The 15,362-nt window shown below is 63.2% G+C and carries 15 protein-coding genes; 7 read left to right on the top strand and 8 right to left on the bottom strand.

The window, feature by feature from the left end; genetic code table 11:
- Window positions 1–41 precede the first annotated feature (41 nt).
- Window positions 42–1,070 (top strand): phosphotransferase family protein, encoded by a 1,029-nt coding sequence (locus ABH939_RS25575; RefSeq protein WP_003941376.1) that lies wholly within the window; start codon window positions 42–44, stop codon window positions 1,068–1,070.
- Here the strand turns inward: ABH939_RS25575 and ABH939_RS25580 are convergent.
- The 3 genes from ABH939_RS25580 to ABH939_RS25590 are packed head-to-tail and all read right to left on the bottom strand — an operon-like array spanning window position 1,067 to window position 3,261.
- The gene (locus ABH939_RS25580; RefSeq protein WP_042447890.1) at window positions 1,067–1,516 is read right to left on the bottom strand and encodes a thioesterase family protein; all 450 of its coding nucleotides are present in this window, start codon (window positions 1,514–1,516) and stop codon (window positions 1,067–1,069) included. The genes ABH939_RS25575 and ABH939_RS25580 overlap by 4 nt on opposite strands.
- Window positions 1,513–2,751 carry a benzoate/H(+) symporter BenE family transporter gene (locus ABH939_RS25585; RefSeq protein ID WP_064112973.1) on the bottom strand — a complete coding sequence of 413 codons (1,239 nt, stop codon included), beginning with the start codon at window positions 2,749–2,751 and terminating at the stop codon, window positions 1,513–1,515. Before ABH939_RS25585 ends, ABH939_RS25580 begins: the two co-directional genes overlap by 4 nt.
- Before the next feature lie 36 nt (window positions 2,752–2,787).
- A complete protein-coding gene (locus tag ABH939_RS25590) occupies window positions 2,788–3,261 on the bottom strand; it encodes an Lrp/AsnC family transcriptional regulator (protein WP_003941284.1) in 474 nt (157 codons plus the stop codon).
- A gap of 102 nt (window positions 3,262–3,363) precedes the next feature.
- On the opposite strand from ABH939_RS25590, the gene ABH939_RS25595 reads away from it, so the two are divergent.
- Both ABH939_RS25595 and ABH939_RS25600 read left to right on the top strand, forming a co-directional pair.
- A complete protein-coding gene (locus ABH939_RS25595) occupies window positions 3,364–3,987 on the top strand; it encodes a LysE family translocator (RefSeq protein WP_003941342.1) in 624 nt (207 codons plus the stop codon).
- A gap of 22 nt (window positions 3,988–4,009) precedes the next feature.
- The gene (locus tag ABH939_RS25600) at window positions 4,010–4,846 is read left to right on the top strand and encodes a sulfurtransferase (RefSeq protein ID WP_404650342.1); all 837 of its coding nucleotides are present in this window, start codon (window positions 4,010–4,012) and stop codon (window positions 4,844–4,846) included.
- 1 nt (window position 4,847) lies between these two features.
- Here the strand turns inward: ABH939_RS25600 and ABH939_RS25605 are convergent, their stop codons facing one another.
- Together ABH939_RS25605 and ABH939_RS25610 are read right to left on the bottom strand one after the other, a co-directional pair.
- Window positions 4,848–5,309: a DUF6328 family protein gene (locus ABH939_RS25605; RefSeq protein ID WP_003941357.1), complete on the bottom strand. Its 462-nt coding sequence runs from the start codon at window positions 5,307–5,309 to the stop codon at window positions 4,848–4,850.
- Window positions 5,310–5,322: 13 nt separating this feature from the next.
- A complete protein-coding gene (locus ABH939_RS25610) occupies window positions 5,323–6,141 on the bottom strand; it encodes a shikimate 5-dehydrogenase (RefSeq protein ID WP_314677775.1) in 819 nt (272 codons plus the stop codon).
- A gap of 127 nt (window positions 6,142–6,268) precedes the next feature.
- On the opposite strand from ABH939_RS25610, the gene ABH939_RS25615 reads away from it, so the two are divergent.
- Window positions 6,269–7,843, top strand: coding sequence for a molybdopterin-dependent oxidoreductase (locus ABH939_RS25615; protein ID WP_020908339.1), 1,575 nt, complete (start codon window positions 6,269–6,271; stop codon window positions 7,841–7,843).
- Here the strand turns inward: ABH939_RS25615 and ABH939_RS25620 are convergent.
- Window positions 7,830–8,465, bottom strand: coding sequence for a TetR/AcrR family transcriptional regulator C-terminal domain-containing protein (locus ABH939_RS25620; RefSeq protein ID WP_054187324.1), 636 nt, complete (start codon window positions 8,463–8,465; stop codon window positions 7,830–7,832). The two genes, ABH939_RS25615 and ABH939_RS25620, sit on opposite strands and share 14 nt — an antisense overlap.
- A 158-nt stretch (window positions 8,466–8,623) precedes the next feature.
- On the opposite strand from ABH939_RS25620, the gene ABH939_RS25625 reads away from it, so the two are divergent.
- Entirely contained in the window at window positions 8,624–9,856 is a 1,233-nt protein-coding gene (locus ABH939_RS25625) for an amidohydrolase family protein (protein ID WP_404650343.1), read from the top strand.
- Between the two features lies 1 nt (window position 9,857).
- On the opposite strand, the gene ABH939_RS25630 is transcribed toward ABH939_RS25625, so the two are convergent.
- Together ABH939_RS25630 and ABH939_RS25635 are read right to left on the bottom strand one after the other, a co-directional pair.
- Window positions 9,858–10,559, bottom strand: coding sequence for an HNH endonuclease family protein (locus ABH939_RS25630; protein ID WP_404650344.1), 702 nt, complete (start codon window positions 10,557–10,559; stop codon window positions 9,858–9,860).
- 107 nt (window positions 10,560–10,666) lie between these two features.
- On the bottom strand, window positions 10,667–11,587 hold the full coding sequence (locus tag ABH939_RS25635; protein ID WP_404650345.1) for an NADP-dependent oxidoreductase: 921 nt from the start codon (window positions 11,585–11,587) through the stop codon (window positions 10,667–10,669).
- Window positions 11,588–11,650: 63 nt separating this feature from the next.
- Between ABH939_RS25635 and ABH939_RS25640 the strand changes: the two genes are divergently transcribed.
- Both ABH939_RS25640 and ABH939_RS25645 read left to right on the top strand, forming a co-directional pair.
- Window positions 11,651–14,467, top strand: a complete 2,817-nt coding sequence (locus ABH939_RS25640; protein WP_404650346.1) for a DEAD/DEAH box helicase — start codon at window positions 11,651–11,653, stop codon at window positions 14,465–14,467.
- Window positions 14,464–15,237: an SWIM zinc finger family protein gene (locus tag ABH939_RS25645; protein WP_081558094.1), complete on the top strand. Its 774-nt coding sequence runs from the start codon at window positions 14,464–14,466 to the stop codon at window positions 15,235–15,237. Before ABH939_RS25640 ends, ABH939_RS25645 begins: the two co-directional genes overlap by 4 nt.
- Window positions 15,238–15,362 lie beyond the last annotated feature (125 nt).

Consider the following 15,362-nt stretch of genomic DNA (forward strand, 5'->3'; position numbering starts at 1 on the left):
TACGGCCAACCGATCGGACTTCAACCGCTAGCATCGGTGCGGTGACTGCAGTCGGTTTGAACGAAGAAGCTGTTTCCGCGTGGATCGCCGAACTGGGGGTCGGCGCCACGACACCACTGACTTTCGAGAGGATCGGTAACGGGCAATCGAACCTGACCTACTCCGTGACGGATGCGGGCGGAGGACGGTGGGTACTGCGCAGACCTCCACTCGGCACGTTGTTGGCGTCCGCGCACGACGTCGTTCGCGAGCACCGCATCCTGTCGTCGCTCCAGGGAACCAAAGTGCCGGTTCCGAAGATCCTCGGCATCACGGAAGATCCGGAGATCACGGACGCTCCGCTGGTCCTCATGAGCTACATCGACGGCGTTGTGATCGACGGCGTTCCGGTGGCTCAGAAGTTGACCGAGGACGAGCGTCGCGCGGTCGGCTTGGCGATGCCCAAAACCCTCGCCAGCATCCACGGAGTTGACCTGGAAGAGACCGGGCTGGACGACCTGGCCAGCCGCAAGCCCTTTGCCGAGCGTCAGCTCAAGCGGTGGTCGGCGCAGTGGGAGAAGTCCAAGACCCGCGATGTTCCGGATGTCGACCGATTGGCCGAGATTCTGCACCGAAACATTCCGGAACAGAACGAAGTGACGTTGGTTCACGGCGACTTCCACCTCAACAACGTCATCACCGATCCGGCCGAGGGGCGCATCGTTGCCGTCGTCGACTGGGAGCTGTGCACGTTGGGGGAGCCGCTCGCGGACCTCGGTGCGCTACTCGCGTACTGGCCGGAAGCCGGTGACAAGGTTGCCGGTCCGTTCATGGCGTCCACGCTGGAAGGCTTCCCGAACCGTGACGAGCTGGTCGCTGCCTACGTCGAGGCGACTGGCCGCGACGTGTCAGCGGTCGGATACTGGCACGTACTCGCTCTGTGGAAGCTCTCGATCATCGCGGAGGGCGTGCTGCGACGTATCCTCGACGATCCGCGCAACAAGGCCGAGCACGGCGGCCCGACGGTCGCGCTGATCGACGGAATCGTTGCACGCGCCGTCTTGACGGCAGATCAGCTCGGTCTGAGCTAGTTTTCGGTCAAGGTCCCGGCTGCAGATCTGATGGCCGCCGGGATCTCCACCGGCTTACGGGTGTCGGCGTCGACGTAGACGTGGACAAAGCGGCCGGTGGCAGCGGGTTCCCAATTGCCACCGTCGACCTCGTGGAATATCGCCAGGGCGTAGACGATGCTCTTGGTGCCCAGCTTCTCGACGGAGATACCCACCTGCAACTGCTCGGGGAACGACAGTTCGCTCAGGTACCGGCACGACGTCTCGGCGACGACGCCGATGGCAGGCAGGGTGCGGATGTCGGTTCCAGTGGAAGACATCAGCCAGGCGTTGACCGCGGTGTCGAAGTACGAGTAGTAGGTCACGTTGTTGACGTGGCCGTAGTGATCGTTGTCGTCCCACCGCGTCGGGACGGGCCAGAGAACGGGAAACTCGCTGATCGACGGGGGCGTCTGCGCTGTGCTCACGGCTTCGACTGTAGTGAGGACTTTCGCGAGAGTGGGGGCAGGGTGGTGCCCTGTAGGACGGCGCGCACGATCAGCCCCACCAACAGTGCCCAGAATGCCGATCCGATTCCCAGGATACTGACCCCGGATGCGGCGATCAGAAACGTGACCACGGCGCCTTCACGTTCACTCGCCTCGCTCAGCGCCGACGTGAGGGCGCCGGCAAGCGTTGCCAGGAGCGCCAGTCCGGCAACAGTTTCCACGACTCCGGCCGGTGCGGCGGCTACCAGAGCGGCCACCGCGGCCGCGCCGGCAGCGAGAACGAGATACGCCCAGCCTGCGGTGAAGGCAGCGATCCATCGACGTTTGGGATCCGGATGTGCGGTGGGGGCGGCGGCCAGGGCTGCGCTGATCGCCGCGAGGTTGATCGCATGGCCACCGGCCGGTGCGCCGACGATGGTGCCGATACCCGTCACGATCATCGACGGTCGCCAGGGAACGGTGTATCCGAACGAATTCATCACGGCCACACCGGGAATGTTCTGCGAAGCCATCGTGACGATGTAGAGGGGAATCGCAATGCCGATCATTGCCTGCCAGGTCCACGACGGCGCGGTGAGATCAATGCGGGGAATCATGGCGCCGGCGTCGAGCACTCGATCCGACGTGACGAGGCTGATCCCGATCACGACCGCTGCTGTGAGAAACGCGAGCGGAACCGCCCATCGCTTGGAGAAGCGCTGCGCGGCAAGCCAAACCAGGATGACGGGCGCGACCGCTGCGGGGGCGTCCCGGACGGCGATGATCGGCGCCAGGCACAACGGCATCAGAACCCCGGCGAGCATCGCCTGCGCGAGGGGCGTCGGGATTGCCGAGATGATCCTTCCGAGCGTCGGCCACAGTCCGGTCAGAACAATCGCGATTCCGACGACGATGAATGCTCCGACCGCCGCCGGCCACCCACCCTCGACGGCTCCCGCGCCGGCGAGCAGAGCGGCACCGGGCGTCGACCAGGCCAGGGTGATCGGCATCCGATACCGGCGTGAGAGCCAGAGCATTCCCAACGCTTGGGTCACACACAGAACCAGCAGTCCGGACGCCGCCTCGGTCGCGTCCGCGCCGACAGCGGCGAGGCCGGTGAGGACCACCGCGAACGAACTGGTGAAGCCGACGAGGGCCGTGACGATGCCTGCGCTCATCGGTTGCGAGTTGCTGCGAACGGCTTCCGGTTCGGTGGTATCTGTGGAGTCCGACATGGTCAGTGATTCTGCCCGACCCGCTCGAGGCCCGATTTACCTGTCCGGTCGGATGGGTGAGGTGACCGCTTTGCCGTAGATGAGGTGCGTTTGGGCGTGCCAGACCTCGGGATGTGCGGCGAGGTGGTCGATCAATACCCGTTGTAGATGAGCGCTGTCACGGACCGCGACGTGGAGGAAGAAGTCCTCGGGCCCCGAGACGTTGAAGAGCGCAAGCGTTTCCGGCAGCGCTAGCGCGTCGGCGGTGAACCGGTCGACGAGGTCGCGGCGGTGTGGTCGCAATTGAACGGCGATGATCGCCTGCATCGACCGGCCAACGGCTGCCGGATCGACAACCGCATGGATGCCGCTGATCGTGCCGTTGGCGCGTAGGCGTCGTACGCGCTCGTGGCACGAGGACGTCGCCAAGCCGACTCGATCGGCCAACACCTTGTTGGTGATCGACGCGTCGTTCTGCAATTCGGCCAAAATCTTCCAGTCCACCGGATCCAGAGGCTCATTCTTCGTCATCTGCCGAACTATATCCGGAGTCGTTTTGAACTTCCCGGATCCAGTTGCACACTCCTGGCATGAACATGTGTCTCGAATCAGCTCGGGTGTGAGGTATTTCGGATGAGTGTCGGTCAATGGCTCGCTTTCGGCTCCCTGCTATCCATCGTCCTGTTCACGCCGGGACCGGATTTTGTCCTGATCCTGCGTCATTCTCTGGCAGATCGTCGGACCGGCGCGGTGGTGGCCGCCGGTGTGATTTCCGGGCTCTTCGTTCACACCGCTGCCGCGTCACTTGGTCTCTCCGCACTTGTGGCGACACGGCCGCAGTTGCTCTCCGCGCTCACCTACGCCGGGGCGGCATATCTGACCTGGCTCGGCATCTCCGCGATTCGAAGTGCTTTCAAGGCCCGAGCCTCGGACGAGGGAATTCCGGCAGCGAAAGAACCGATCGCGGTCACCACAGCATTTCGCTACGGCTTCCTCTCGAACCTGCTGAACCCGAAAGCGCTGTTGTTCTTTCTCGGGCTACTCCCGCAATTCATCGAGCCGGGTGAAGGCGCAGGGCTGCGCACGTTGATGTTGGCGGGCGCGACGGTGGTCGCCGCGGCGCTGTGGTGGGCGATCGTGGTGGTGTTGGCAGCCGGAGCCGGCAAGAAGCTGCGTCGCCCTGGCGTCGGCAAGCGAATCGACGTGGTGACGGGAGTGTTGTTGGTGGGTCTCGGTGCCTTCTTCGGGGTTGCATGAGTGGTCGTGTCAGGATGGGCTCATGACACTTCCCGTGCTGATCGACGTCGAAGAACTGTCCGCTCTCATCGAGGCCGGCGCTGCGCCGCGATTGCTCGATGTCCGATGGGCGCTGGGTGATTCGAACGGCGAGCAGCATTTTCGCGACGGCCATATTCCCGGTGCGGTATTCGTGAACCTCGACGAGGAACTTGCCTCGCCGCCGTCGCCGGGCACGGGAAGGCATCCGCTGCCGAGTCTCGAAGACCTGCAGGCCGCGGCGCGTCGTTGGGGAATCGACGACGGTGATTCGGTGGTGCTTTACGACGCCACCGGCAACACGGCCTCTGCTCGTGGTTGGTGGCTGCTGCGGTGGGCCGGACTCTCGGATGTCCGACTGCTCGACGGCGGGCTGCAGGCCTGGGAGTCCGCAGGACTGCCGTTGGCGGCCGGTATCGGCGAGTCCGTCAGCCCGGGCGACGTGACTTTCACCGGCGGCAACATGCCGACTGTCGACATCGACGGTGTCGGCAACTGGACGAGCGAGGGCGGTGTCCTTCTCGACGCCCGAGCCGGGGAGCGGTACCGCGGCGAGGTCGAGCCGATGGATCCCGTCGCAGGGCACATCCCCGGTGCGGTGAACGCGCCGACCGCCGAGAACATCACCGGCGACGGGCGATTCCTGGATACGACCCACCTGCGTGAGCGATTCGCCAGACTGGGCGTCGGAGACAAGGTGGCGGTGTACTGCGGATCCGGAGTGACTGCAGCGCACGAGATCGCGGCGCTCGCGATCGCCGGTTACGACGCGACGCTGTTCCCGGGCTCGTGGTCACAGTGGTCCAACGACAGCACTCGCGCCGTCGACACCGGAGCCTGAGTCAGCTCTTGGTGCGATCGATGAATGACGGCACGAGAAACCACAGCGCCGTGAACATGATCGCGGCGCACGCTGCCAAAACCTTTGCGGCAACTCCGCCGACGGCGACCTCGGCGATCAACAGAACCGTGCCGGTCATGGAGGCGGCCAGAAAGGCTATGCCGCACAGGGCGAATCGGTTGGCCACGGGCAATATGTTCTCGCGGTGCCCACGGCGGAAAAGCATGCGATGCCAGACCGCGGGTGCCATCAGGAACCCGAACGAGATGGCAACAAGGATCACCGTCACCAAGTGGATGCCGCGGATGTACGCCGACGCTTCCTCGTAGCGTTCGGTGAATGCCACGGCCAGCAAGAAGGCAAACAGGATCTGAACACCAGAGAGCGCGACGCGCAGTTCTTGCAACAACTCGTTGAAGTTCCGCGCGAGTTGTTGAGGTGGAGTCTCCCCGGTCTCGTTCACGGCGACGTGGTTCCTACGCCCGTGAGTATTCCGACGCTCGCTGGATCTGCTCCGCGCTCGGACGCACGCCGGTGTAGAGCACGAACTGTTCGGCGGCCTGAAGGGCAATGACCGACGCTCCCGTGATCGCCGTTTTGCCGAGTTCGGTCGCCAACGCGATCAGTGGCGTGTTCGCAGGCATCGCGACGACGTCGAAGACGACATCGGCGGCGCGCACTGCGTGTTCGGGGAACGACAGTGCATCTGCTTCTGCGCCGCCGGACATACCGATCGGGGTGGCGTTGATCAGCACACCGGGACGAAGCTCGCCGAGTTCGGCCTGCCAGTCGAAGCCGTACTGCTTCGCGAGCGATGACCCCACTTGCTGGTTGCGGGCGATCACGGTGACGTCGGTGAATCCGGTGTCGCGCACCGCGGCGACGACTGCTTTTGCCATGCCACCGCTGCCGGCGACAGCGACGGACAGGCTCGTGTCGACGTTGTTGTCACGCAGTAGATCGGCCACCGCCTGATAGTCGGTGTTGTAGGCGTGCAGCACTCCGGACTCGTTGACGATCGTGTTGACGGAGTCGATGGCGCTGGCCGAATCATGCATGACGTCGATGTGCTCGATGACCTGTTCCTTGAACGGCATCGACACCCCGCAGCCTCGAATCCCGAGTGCTCGTATGCCGGCGATCGCGGCTGGCACGTCTTCGGTGGTGAAGGCTTTGTAGACGAAGTTCAGGCCCAATTCCTCGTAGAGGTAATTGTGAAATCTGGTGCCGATGTTGCTCGGTCGCCCGGAGAGCGACATGCACAGGAGCGTGTCCTTGTTGAGGTCGACGGTCATCGTTCCCACTCTAATCGCGAGTTCGGAGTAGTTCTTGATGGAGGAGTGCACCCATCCGGATGGCCCGCAGCGCCGAATGTCGGGTATCCGATCGAAGCACCACTCGCACCGACAGAGCCGAGACGACATGGTCACACAGAACATCGACGAGCACCCGAGCACCGAATCTCGTCCACCGCGTCGTAGATGGGCTGCTCACGCGATCTCCGGGGTCTTGGCCGCGGCTGTCGTCCTGGGCGTCGGTGAACTGGTTGCGTTGCCGATCAACCCGGACGCGTCGCCCTTTTACGCGGTAGGTGCGACTACCGTCGACCGAACGCCGGCGTGGGCTCGCGAGTTCGCGATCGACACTTTCGGTACCAATGACAAGCCGGCGCTGTTCATCGGAATGTCGATCTTGATCGTTCTGCTCGGTGCGGTGGCCGGGCTCCTGGAACGGCGACGCCGCCCGATCGGCAGCGTCATTCTCGTTCTTCTGGGCGCGGTTGGTGTGTATGCGGCGATGCAGCGGCCGACTGCCGATGCGATGTACGTGTTCCCGACGCTGGTCGGTGTGGTGGCGGGCGTCGCCACCTTGCGGTTGCTGATCACACAACTCGAAGTGCCGCTCTCGCCGGGCGTCGCCGACTCGTGGTTGCCTCGTCGTCAGTTCCTCCTGCTGGCAGGTGCGGCGTTGGCAGTGGCTGCGGCAGCGGGTGCGGCCGGGAAGTTCGTGGGGCAGAGAATCGCCGGAGCAGTAGCGAATCGTGAAGATTTTGTCGTGCCCACCGCCGCTGACCCGGCGCCGCCGATTCCGGCGGGTGCGGACATCGCGATTGCGGGTGCGTCGACATACATCACGCCCAACGACGACTTCTACCGAATCGACACTGCACTCCTCGTTCCGCAATTGACGACGGATTCGTGGGAACTGCGGATTCACGGAATGGTGGACCGCGAGATGACGTTGTCGTTCGACGATCTGGTGGCGCGAACGCCCATCGAGCGAGTCATCACGCTGACGTGTGTCTCGAACGAGGTGGGCGGCGTTCTGGCCGGGAACGCGAAGTGGATCGGTTATCCCATGAAGGACCTGCTCGACGAAGTCGGTGTCCATCCCGACGCCGACATGCTCCTCTCGACCAGCGTCGACGGCTTCACAGTCGGCACCCCGGTCGAGATAGTCACCGACGGCCGTGACGCGATTCTCGCCGTGGCGATGAACGGTGAGCCGTTGCCGTTCGAGCACGGCTATCCCGTTCGGCAGGTCGTTCCCGGTCTGTACGGTTTCGTCTCCGCCACCAAGTGGGTGACGGAGTGGGAACTCACGCGTTTCGACAAGGTCGAGGCCTATTGGACCCAGCGCGGTTGGGGTGCGCAGGCACCGATCAAGACGTCCTCGCGTATCGAGGTGCCGGCAGCTCTGGCTCCCATCGAGCCGGGCCAGGTGCTGGTGGCGGGAACGGCCTGGGCGCAGCATCGCGGGATCGAGAAGGTCGAGGTTCGCGTCGACAACGGTGAATGGCAACCGGCGACACTGGCGCAGGAGTACTCGATCGACACCTGGCGTCAATGGTCGTGGATGTGGGATGCAGGCTCGGGTTTGCACACGGTGCAGGTCAGAGCGACGGATTTGGACGGGAACGTTCAGGTGGAAGAGCGCACTCCGCCGATTCCCGGTGGTGCCACGGGATGGCACACCAGGTCGTTCACCGTGAAGTGACGTCGGAATCCGAATGAGGTTCGGTATACAGACGAACAACGCGTTGAGCCATCCATCCGGCGATCAGGGTTCGCAGGCCGAAGTCGAACGTGTCGTCGGTTCGCAGCGGGGTCGTAGCCTCGCGCGTGACCTCGCTCGGGTTCGAGGATTGAGTCCACGCGACATCCGGCGTCGAGAGTTTCACGACGGATCCGAGAACCAAACTGTCCAGCGTGGAGATTGCGTGACGAGTGTCGGTCGGATCGAAACCGCCGTCCGAAAATGCTTGAACCAGTGCAGTATCGATATCAAAAGTCACCTCGGTGCGGACGCTGCGTGTCATGAGTAGCGGGATGAGGCGCCAATGTTCGACGGCAGCTCGGCGATAGGCCCACCCCCACGCGCTGATCCGTTCGCTCCATCCTGGGGGTGGGTGGGGGACAGAGATCGACGACATCACGCGGATGCGCATGAGTTCGACGATCTCGGATCGACCCGAAATATGTGTGTAGAGCGAAGACGGAGTCACGTTCAATTGCTTGGCGATCCCGGGCATGGTGAAGTCGCCGGTCGCGTCGACAGCATCCAGAGCCGCGTCGGTGATGTTTCGCGTGGACAGTATCGGCTGGGTGGGACGCGGCATCGATTCTCCTGGTGAGGGATTCGTCAGCAATCTCGGACTTCATCGAGTGATGACAACTCCTTGATTTCGGGAGCCGATATGCATCATACTAACCGAACCCTATTCGGTATGTCGGCGGAATCTTCCGGCGATCGGTACACGTCGGAGGAACATTCAATATGTCTGTCGTATGGCTGACCGGTGCAACGATCATCGACGGGACGGGCGCCGACCCGATCGAGAACTGCGCTGTTGCTGTGGAAAACGGGCGCATCAGTGCACTCGGTGGCACGCCACCCACGGGGGCGGAGGTGCTGGACTGCGCTGGGCTGACAATCACGCCCGGCCTCATCGACGCACACGTTCATCTCGGTGGATCGAGCGATCTCGCACCGAGCCTGCGGCGTCAGATCTCGGTAGCCGAGCTCGCTGCAGACATGTTCGCGACCTGCGCATCGACCCTCGACGGGGGATTCACCACTGTTCGTGACTGCGGCGGAATCGACGGTGGACTCGCCGGAGTTGTCGCCTCGGGCAAGATTCCGGGTCCGCGGATCATTCAGTGCGGCCCGATCCAGTGCCAGACCGGTGGACACGGACACCTGGCGGCCGAATGGGAGCCGACTTCGGACTGGTCCGATCATGACATCCCCGGATTACGGTGTATGTCTCTGCTTTCCGACGGTCCGCACGAAATGCGAAAGAACGTTCGCGAGACGTTCCGCAGGGGTGCGGACTTCCTCAAACTGTGTGTTACCGGGGGAGTGGTATCGACTCATGACAAGCTCACCGATACCCAGTTCACGGTCGACGAGATCGAAGTTGCCGTCGAGGAAGCCAATGCGCGCGGTACCTATGTCACGGTGCATGCCCACAACAACGAGGGAATCCGAAACGCTGTCACTGCCGGCGCGAAATGCGTCGAGCACGGCTCAGGTATCGACGACGAGACTGCCAAGTTGATGGCCGAGCACGACGTCGCGTTGGTGCCGACGTTGGCTGTGGTGCAGGCGCTCTCGGACAGTGCGGCGTCGGCAGGTCTGCCCGAATCGATTTCGGCTCGCATCGGAAAGATGATGCAGGGGCAGATCGACGGGCTCCTCGCCGCTCGAAATGCCGGGGTCAGAGTGGGGCTGGGATCCGACCTCATCGGTACCGATCAAACGGGCCGTGGGATGGAGTTGGTCCTGCGCGCGAAGGTCGAAACACCCATGGATGCACTGGTTTCCGCTACCCGGATCAACGCCGACATTCTCGGAATCGCCGACGAGGTCGGCACCATCGAAGTCGGTAAGTTCGCCGACCTCGTTGCCTTCCGCGGCAATCCGTTGACGGATCCCTCGATCTTTGCCGATCGTGAGCGGATCGCACTCGTCATCCAGAGTGGGCGAGTGGTGAAGGACTGCCGCTAGATCAGCAGCGAGTGGCAAGGTCCGTCAGGGCCGAATGATCAGCTCGGCTGACTGGTAAGCCATAGGAAATCGCGACGGTCAGGTACTTGCCGGCGTAAAAGCATCGGTATGCAGGATTGGGCGGCAACCACTCACTGGGCGTGCTGTCGCCTTTCGACTGGTTGTCGGGGCCGTTGACGGCCAACAGGTTCAGTGACGTGTCGTTCGCGAACCTCATCCGAAGCGCGGGCGTCCAGGAGTTCGCGCCGAAGTCCCAAGCCGCGGCGAGTGGGAAGACGTGGTCGATCTGGACGGACTTGGCCTGGCTGCGTTCGAATTCGATGCGATCTCCGGAGTACGGGTCGGTCATCGCGCCCGACAGTACGACGCAGTCACGTGTTCCCGGTTTGAACACCACGTCCGAGAGATCTTGGGCCAGAACGTTGTTGCGGGTATCGCACCCGTCGTGGCCACCTGGAGCGTCCTGGTCGTCGGACCACGCGGGGCCGAAGACGCAGGCCTCGCCGTTACCGCAGCCGCGCTGGTATCCACCCGGATGTGGTCGGGTGTCGACAATCGCTGTCCGGGACAGCAACTCTTCCAGTTCCGATCGCGTGGGGCTGCCAGGGGCCGACTCGAGACGCTCGTCCCCGAACCATCCGCAGGACGCGACGAGACATACGAGCGCGAGCGTCGACAGGATCGCAGATAACCGTGCAACCACCTGTGCCCCCGCCCGTCGTAGACGGTGATTCAACGCCGTCCGTCGTAGACGGTGATTCAACGCCGTCCGTCGTAGACGGTGATTGAACCATCGTGGGCCGACAGGAATCAGCCGAACTCGATCACTACTTTGCCGGCGGCATGGCCGTCTTCGACTGCAGCGAGCGCTTCCCCAGCGCGGGAGAATGGGTACCGCCCGGACACGGACGGGTCGAGGATCCCGTCGGCCACGAGCGCCGCGACCTCCGTGAATACTGCTGTAGTTCTTCGGCGTTCGACACCACCGCCGCCGAGTCGGCTCGCAGCCAGAGGATCGGCGATGCTCAGGATCGGCGCGTCCGGTCGGGCGAGCTCAGCGCCGCGAGTGACAGTGTCTCCGCCGACCAGGTCGAAAACCGCGTCCACTCCGACTGGGGACAACGCGGACACGTCGTCTGCGAAGCCGTCCCCCGACGCAACCCAACGTGCTCCCGCTTCTTCGATCGCGGTTCTCTTGGACTCGCTCGCGACACCGATCACGTTGATACTCCGCGCCAGAGCAAGCGCGATCGTGCTGCGACCAACGCCGCCGCCGGCGCCGAGCAGCAGGAGTGTCGCCCCGGGTTTCAGACCGAGATCGTGGAGTGCGTCGTAGGCCGTTCCTGCCGCAACCGTCAGCACTGCGGCATCGGCCCAGGATACGGTAGGCGGCTTGTGTGCTGTCGAGGAGACGTTGAGCAATGTCGACGCGGCGTAGCCGCCGAAGCCGGGCGCGGTAGCGCCGAACACTTCGTCGCCGACCTCGAACTCGGTGACCCGCGGACCTACTCCGATGACAACACCGGACACTTCGCGGCCCAGAACCGCAGGCAGCGTCACCGGGACAGTATCTTTTCGAGTACCCGCGCGAACTTTCCAGTCAGCGGGGTTGACGCCCGCCGCTCGGACCGACACCAGCAGTTGGCCGGCACCCGGTGGGGGCAAGGTGACGTCGAAGTAGGACTGTGTGTCGGGTCCGCCGTACTCGGTGAAGCCGTATGCCGTCGTCATGCCTGCCAGCCTATTGCCCGGTAGGCCGGAAGTGGTGTCGGTGGCACCTGATTGGATGGTCGGATGCTGCATGGACTCTGGTCACCGGGATCGGGGCTCAAACTGTGGGTCGACGGGCACGACGGTGCCGGGACCGACGATCCCCGTGATCCGGTCAGTGCTGTCCTGCATCGCAAGTTCCGTCATCGTGTGAATGTCGCTATGCCGCCCGTACCTGGCGGACCTTTGCAGAGTGAGTACGCAGCTGTTGCGTTGGCGCCGCCGGACGCAGTCGATCTCCTGCTGCGGTTCAAGGCCGACGATCAGCGAATTGCGGGAGACCTGCACTTTCTCGTACATGTGGCGCGAGGAATAGACCGGTGGGTGCGCGCCGGACGGGTGGTGCCGGCGCTGACGCGAGCCGAGGGTAGTTGGTGGCCGCGGTGGCAGTTGTCTGTGGGGGAACGCCAGCGCGCCTGGATCGGCGAATTGGTAGTGGCCATGCCGCCGGTGCAGCGGGCGGTCGGTTCGCCGAGGGCGACGATCGAAGACATCACGAACGAACTCACGGACCCGATCGTCCGTCGTGCTCTCGGGGACTCAAATCCGGTGGTGCAGACCCCGCTGTGGCAGGCCGTATTGTCCGGGGATGCTTTCGACGACGTGTCGGTACGAGCGGTCGAGGGACTCGCCGAATGGGGGTCGACGTTCACAGCCGGAGAGCCGGACCGGGTTCTGCGGCTGATCGAGCCTGAACTCGACGACAATTCCGATCCGGACGACGACGCGCTGTGGCGTCTGCAAGTGTGTTTGCGTCCCGAAGGTGAAGCGCCCGAACGTGTTCGACTGCACCGGGCAGATCCCAAACGTATCCAGCTCGGCAGTCGCAAGCTCGAAGACGCAATCAAGGCTTACCCACGTTTTCGCGACGTGCCGCGTGACGAGGACAGCCTCGACCTGTTGCTGCCCACACCTGTCGTGATGGACCTGGTCGGACACGGCGCGATTGTCCTGCGAGAGCGAGGGATCACGCTGCTGCTTCCTCGCGCATGGAACGTGGTGTCTCCATCCCTGCGTGTGCGCGTGACCTCGGCGGCATCTCCGATCGTTGCGGAGAATCGTACGGTCGGTATGGACCAATTGCTGGAATACGATTGGGAATTGGCGCTCGGAGACAAGGTACTCACCGCCGAGGAAATGACCCAACTCGTCGATGCGAAGTCCGATCTGGTCCAGTTGCGCGGCGAGTGGGTTCAGGCGGACAAAGACGTCCTGGCCCGCGCGGCTCGTTTTGTCAGTCAGCGGCACTCGAGCGGGGACCGAGCGATCGTCGATCTGATCAAGGATTTGATCGCCGACGACCTCAAAGACCTGCCGGTCGAGGAAGTGAAGGCAACCGGATGGGCTTCGGCACTGCTCGACCAGTCGGTGGCTCCGCGGCAGGTCGCGGTACCGTCGACGGTCAACGCGACTTTGCGTCCGTATCAACGACGCGGTCTCGACTGGTTGGCGTACATGAGTGCTCTCGGGCTCGGCGCTGTTCTGGCCGACGACATGGGTCTGGGTAAGACGCTGCAACTGTTGGCGTTACTTGCGCACGAGAAGTCCAAGACAGCAACCCTTTTGGTGTGCCCGATGTCGGTTGTGGGTAACTGGCAGCGTGAATCGGCGCGATTCGTGCCGAGCTTGCGCGTCTACGTTCATCACGGTTCGGATCGCGCTACCGGGGCGGAGTTGGAACAGGCAGTTCGTGAGAGTGACCTCGTGATCACCACCTACGCGCTCATGACCCGCGACGTCGCGGCCCTCAAGGATCTCGACTGGCGGCGCGTAGTGCTCGACGAGGCTCAACACATCAAGAACGCCAAAACATCTCAGGCGAGAGCTGCTCGCAGCATCCCCGCGGATCATCGCGTTGCTCTGACCGGAACGCCGGTGGAGAACCGACTGGACGAGCTGCGGTCCATCCTCGATTTTGCCAATCGCGGTGTACTCGGCTCGGAGCAGATGTTCCGCAAAAGGTTTGTCGTACCGATCGAGCGGGAAAAAGATCAGCTTGCCGTCTCGCGACTGCGAGCCGTCACGTCCCTCTTTGTGCTGCGGCGCGTGAAGACCGATCCCGCCGTGATCGCGGATCTCCCGGAGAAGTTGGAGATGACGGTTCGAGCGAATCTCAGCGAAGAGCAGGCCGCGTTGTACCGCGCCGTGGTGGACGAGATGATGGCGCAGATCAAGGGGACGGAAGGGATGAAGCGCAAGGGCGCCGTCCTGTCTGCGCTGACCAAACTCAAACAGGTGTGCAATCATCCCGCGCACTTCCTGCGCGACGGTTCGCCGGTGATGCGCCGCGGGCAACACCGTTCGGGAAAGCTCGGACTGGTCGAGGACATCGTCGAGTCGGTCATCGGCGACGACGAGAAGGTTCTGTTGTTCACACAGTTTCGTGAGTTCGGCGAATTGGTGGTGCCGTACCTGGCCGACCGGTTCACCACCGAAGTTCCGTTTCTCCACGGCGGAGTGTCGAAAGCCGGGCGCGACGCCATGGTCGAGGCATTCCAAGGTGAAGGCGGCCCGCCCATCATGGTGCTCTCGCTCAAGGCCGGCGGCACGGGTCTGAATCTCACGGCGGCCAACCATGTGGTTCACCTCGACAGATGGTGGAACCCGGCGGTAGAGAACCAGGCGACGGACCGTGTCTTCCGCATCGGTCAGAGAAAGAACGTTCAGGTACGCAAGATGGTGTGCGTCGGAACCTTGGAAGAGCGAATCGACACGATGATCGCGAGTAAAAGTGAACTCGCCGAACTTGCAGTCGGGACCGGTGAGAACTGGGTGACGGAGATGAGCGTCGAGCAATTGGACGAGTTGTTGCGACTCGGCGACGACGCGGTGGGCGAATGAGTCCGCGCGGCAAGGGCCCCGATTTCAGCGAGTACACCGGGTCCCGACGGCGAGCACCCGCGCCGGTCAAACCTCGTCCAGCGTTCGGGAGAACATTCTGGGGCAAGGCTTTTGTCCGCGTCGTCGAAGAGATCGGCGACAAACCTCGTGTCACGCGTGGGCGTACGTATGCGCGTTCGGGTCAGGTTTTGGCGCTCGACATCGAACCGGGAGTGGTGACGGCCGAGGTTCAGGGCAGCCAACTTCAACCGTTCGTTTCCACGCTGTCGATCGACACTCTTGATCAATCGGATATCGACGACATCATCACCAAGATCCGCCGAGTGCCGGGAAGCCTTGCCGCGCTGGTGTCCGGCACTGTCCCGGACATGCTTGCTGCCCAACTGATACCGGACGGCCCGTCGGCTTTCCGATTCGACTGCACCTGCCCCGATGTCGGCTGGCCGTGCAAACACGCTGCGGCCGTGGCGTTCTTGACCGCGGAGCGAATCGACACCGATCCGCTCAGGTTGCTGAGACTTCGCGGGGTCGACCTGGAGCAGTTGATCGGGGGAGTAGAAGACGAGTCGACTGTTTCGGTGGACGTCGAGAATTGGTTCGGAATCGCGGCTGCCCTCCCTGCGCTACCGAAGGTGCCTTTTCGCGCGGCGATCGACGATCTGGATATCAGGCGGTTGCGCGAGGCGGTTGCGGCATTGGGATTGGACATGGCTCAGCAGAACGTCGCCTTGGACGAAATACGGTCCATCTACCGACGGTTGGACGGTTGAAATCGGACAACTCCGGACTGGTGCTAGTTTCCTGTCGTAAATTCCAGTATCGTTAATTGGACCGGTCCGGTCGGGACCTGCCTGCGATTTCAGGTCGTTGTCGTCGGCGAATAGACGACTATTCA

Source organism: Rhodococcus sp. 27YEA6, assembly GCF_044908235.1.
GTDB lineage: Bacteria > Actinomycetota > Actinomycetes > Mycobacteriales > Mycobacteriaceae > Rhodococcus_F > Rhodococcus_F qingshengii.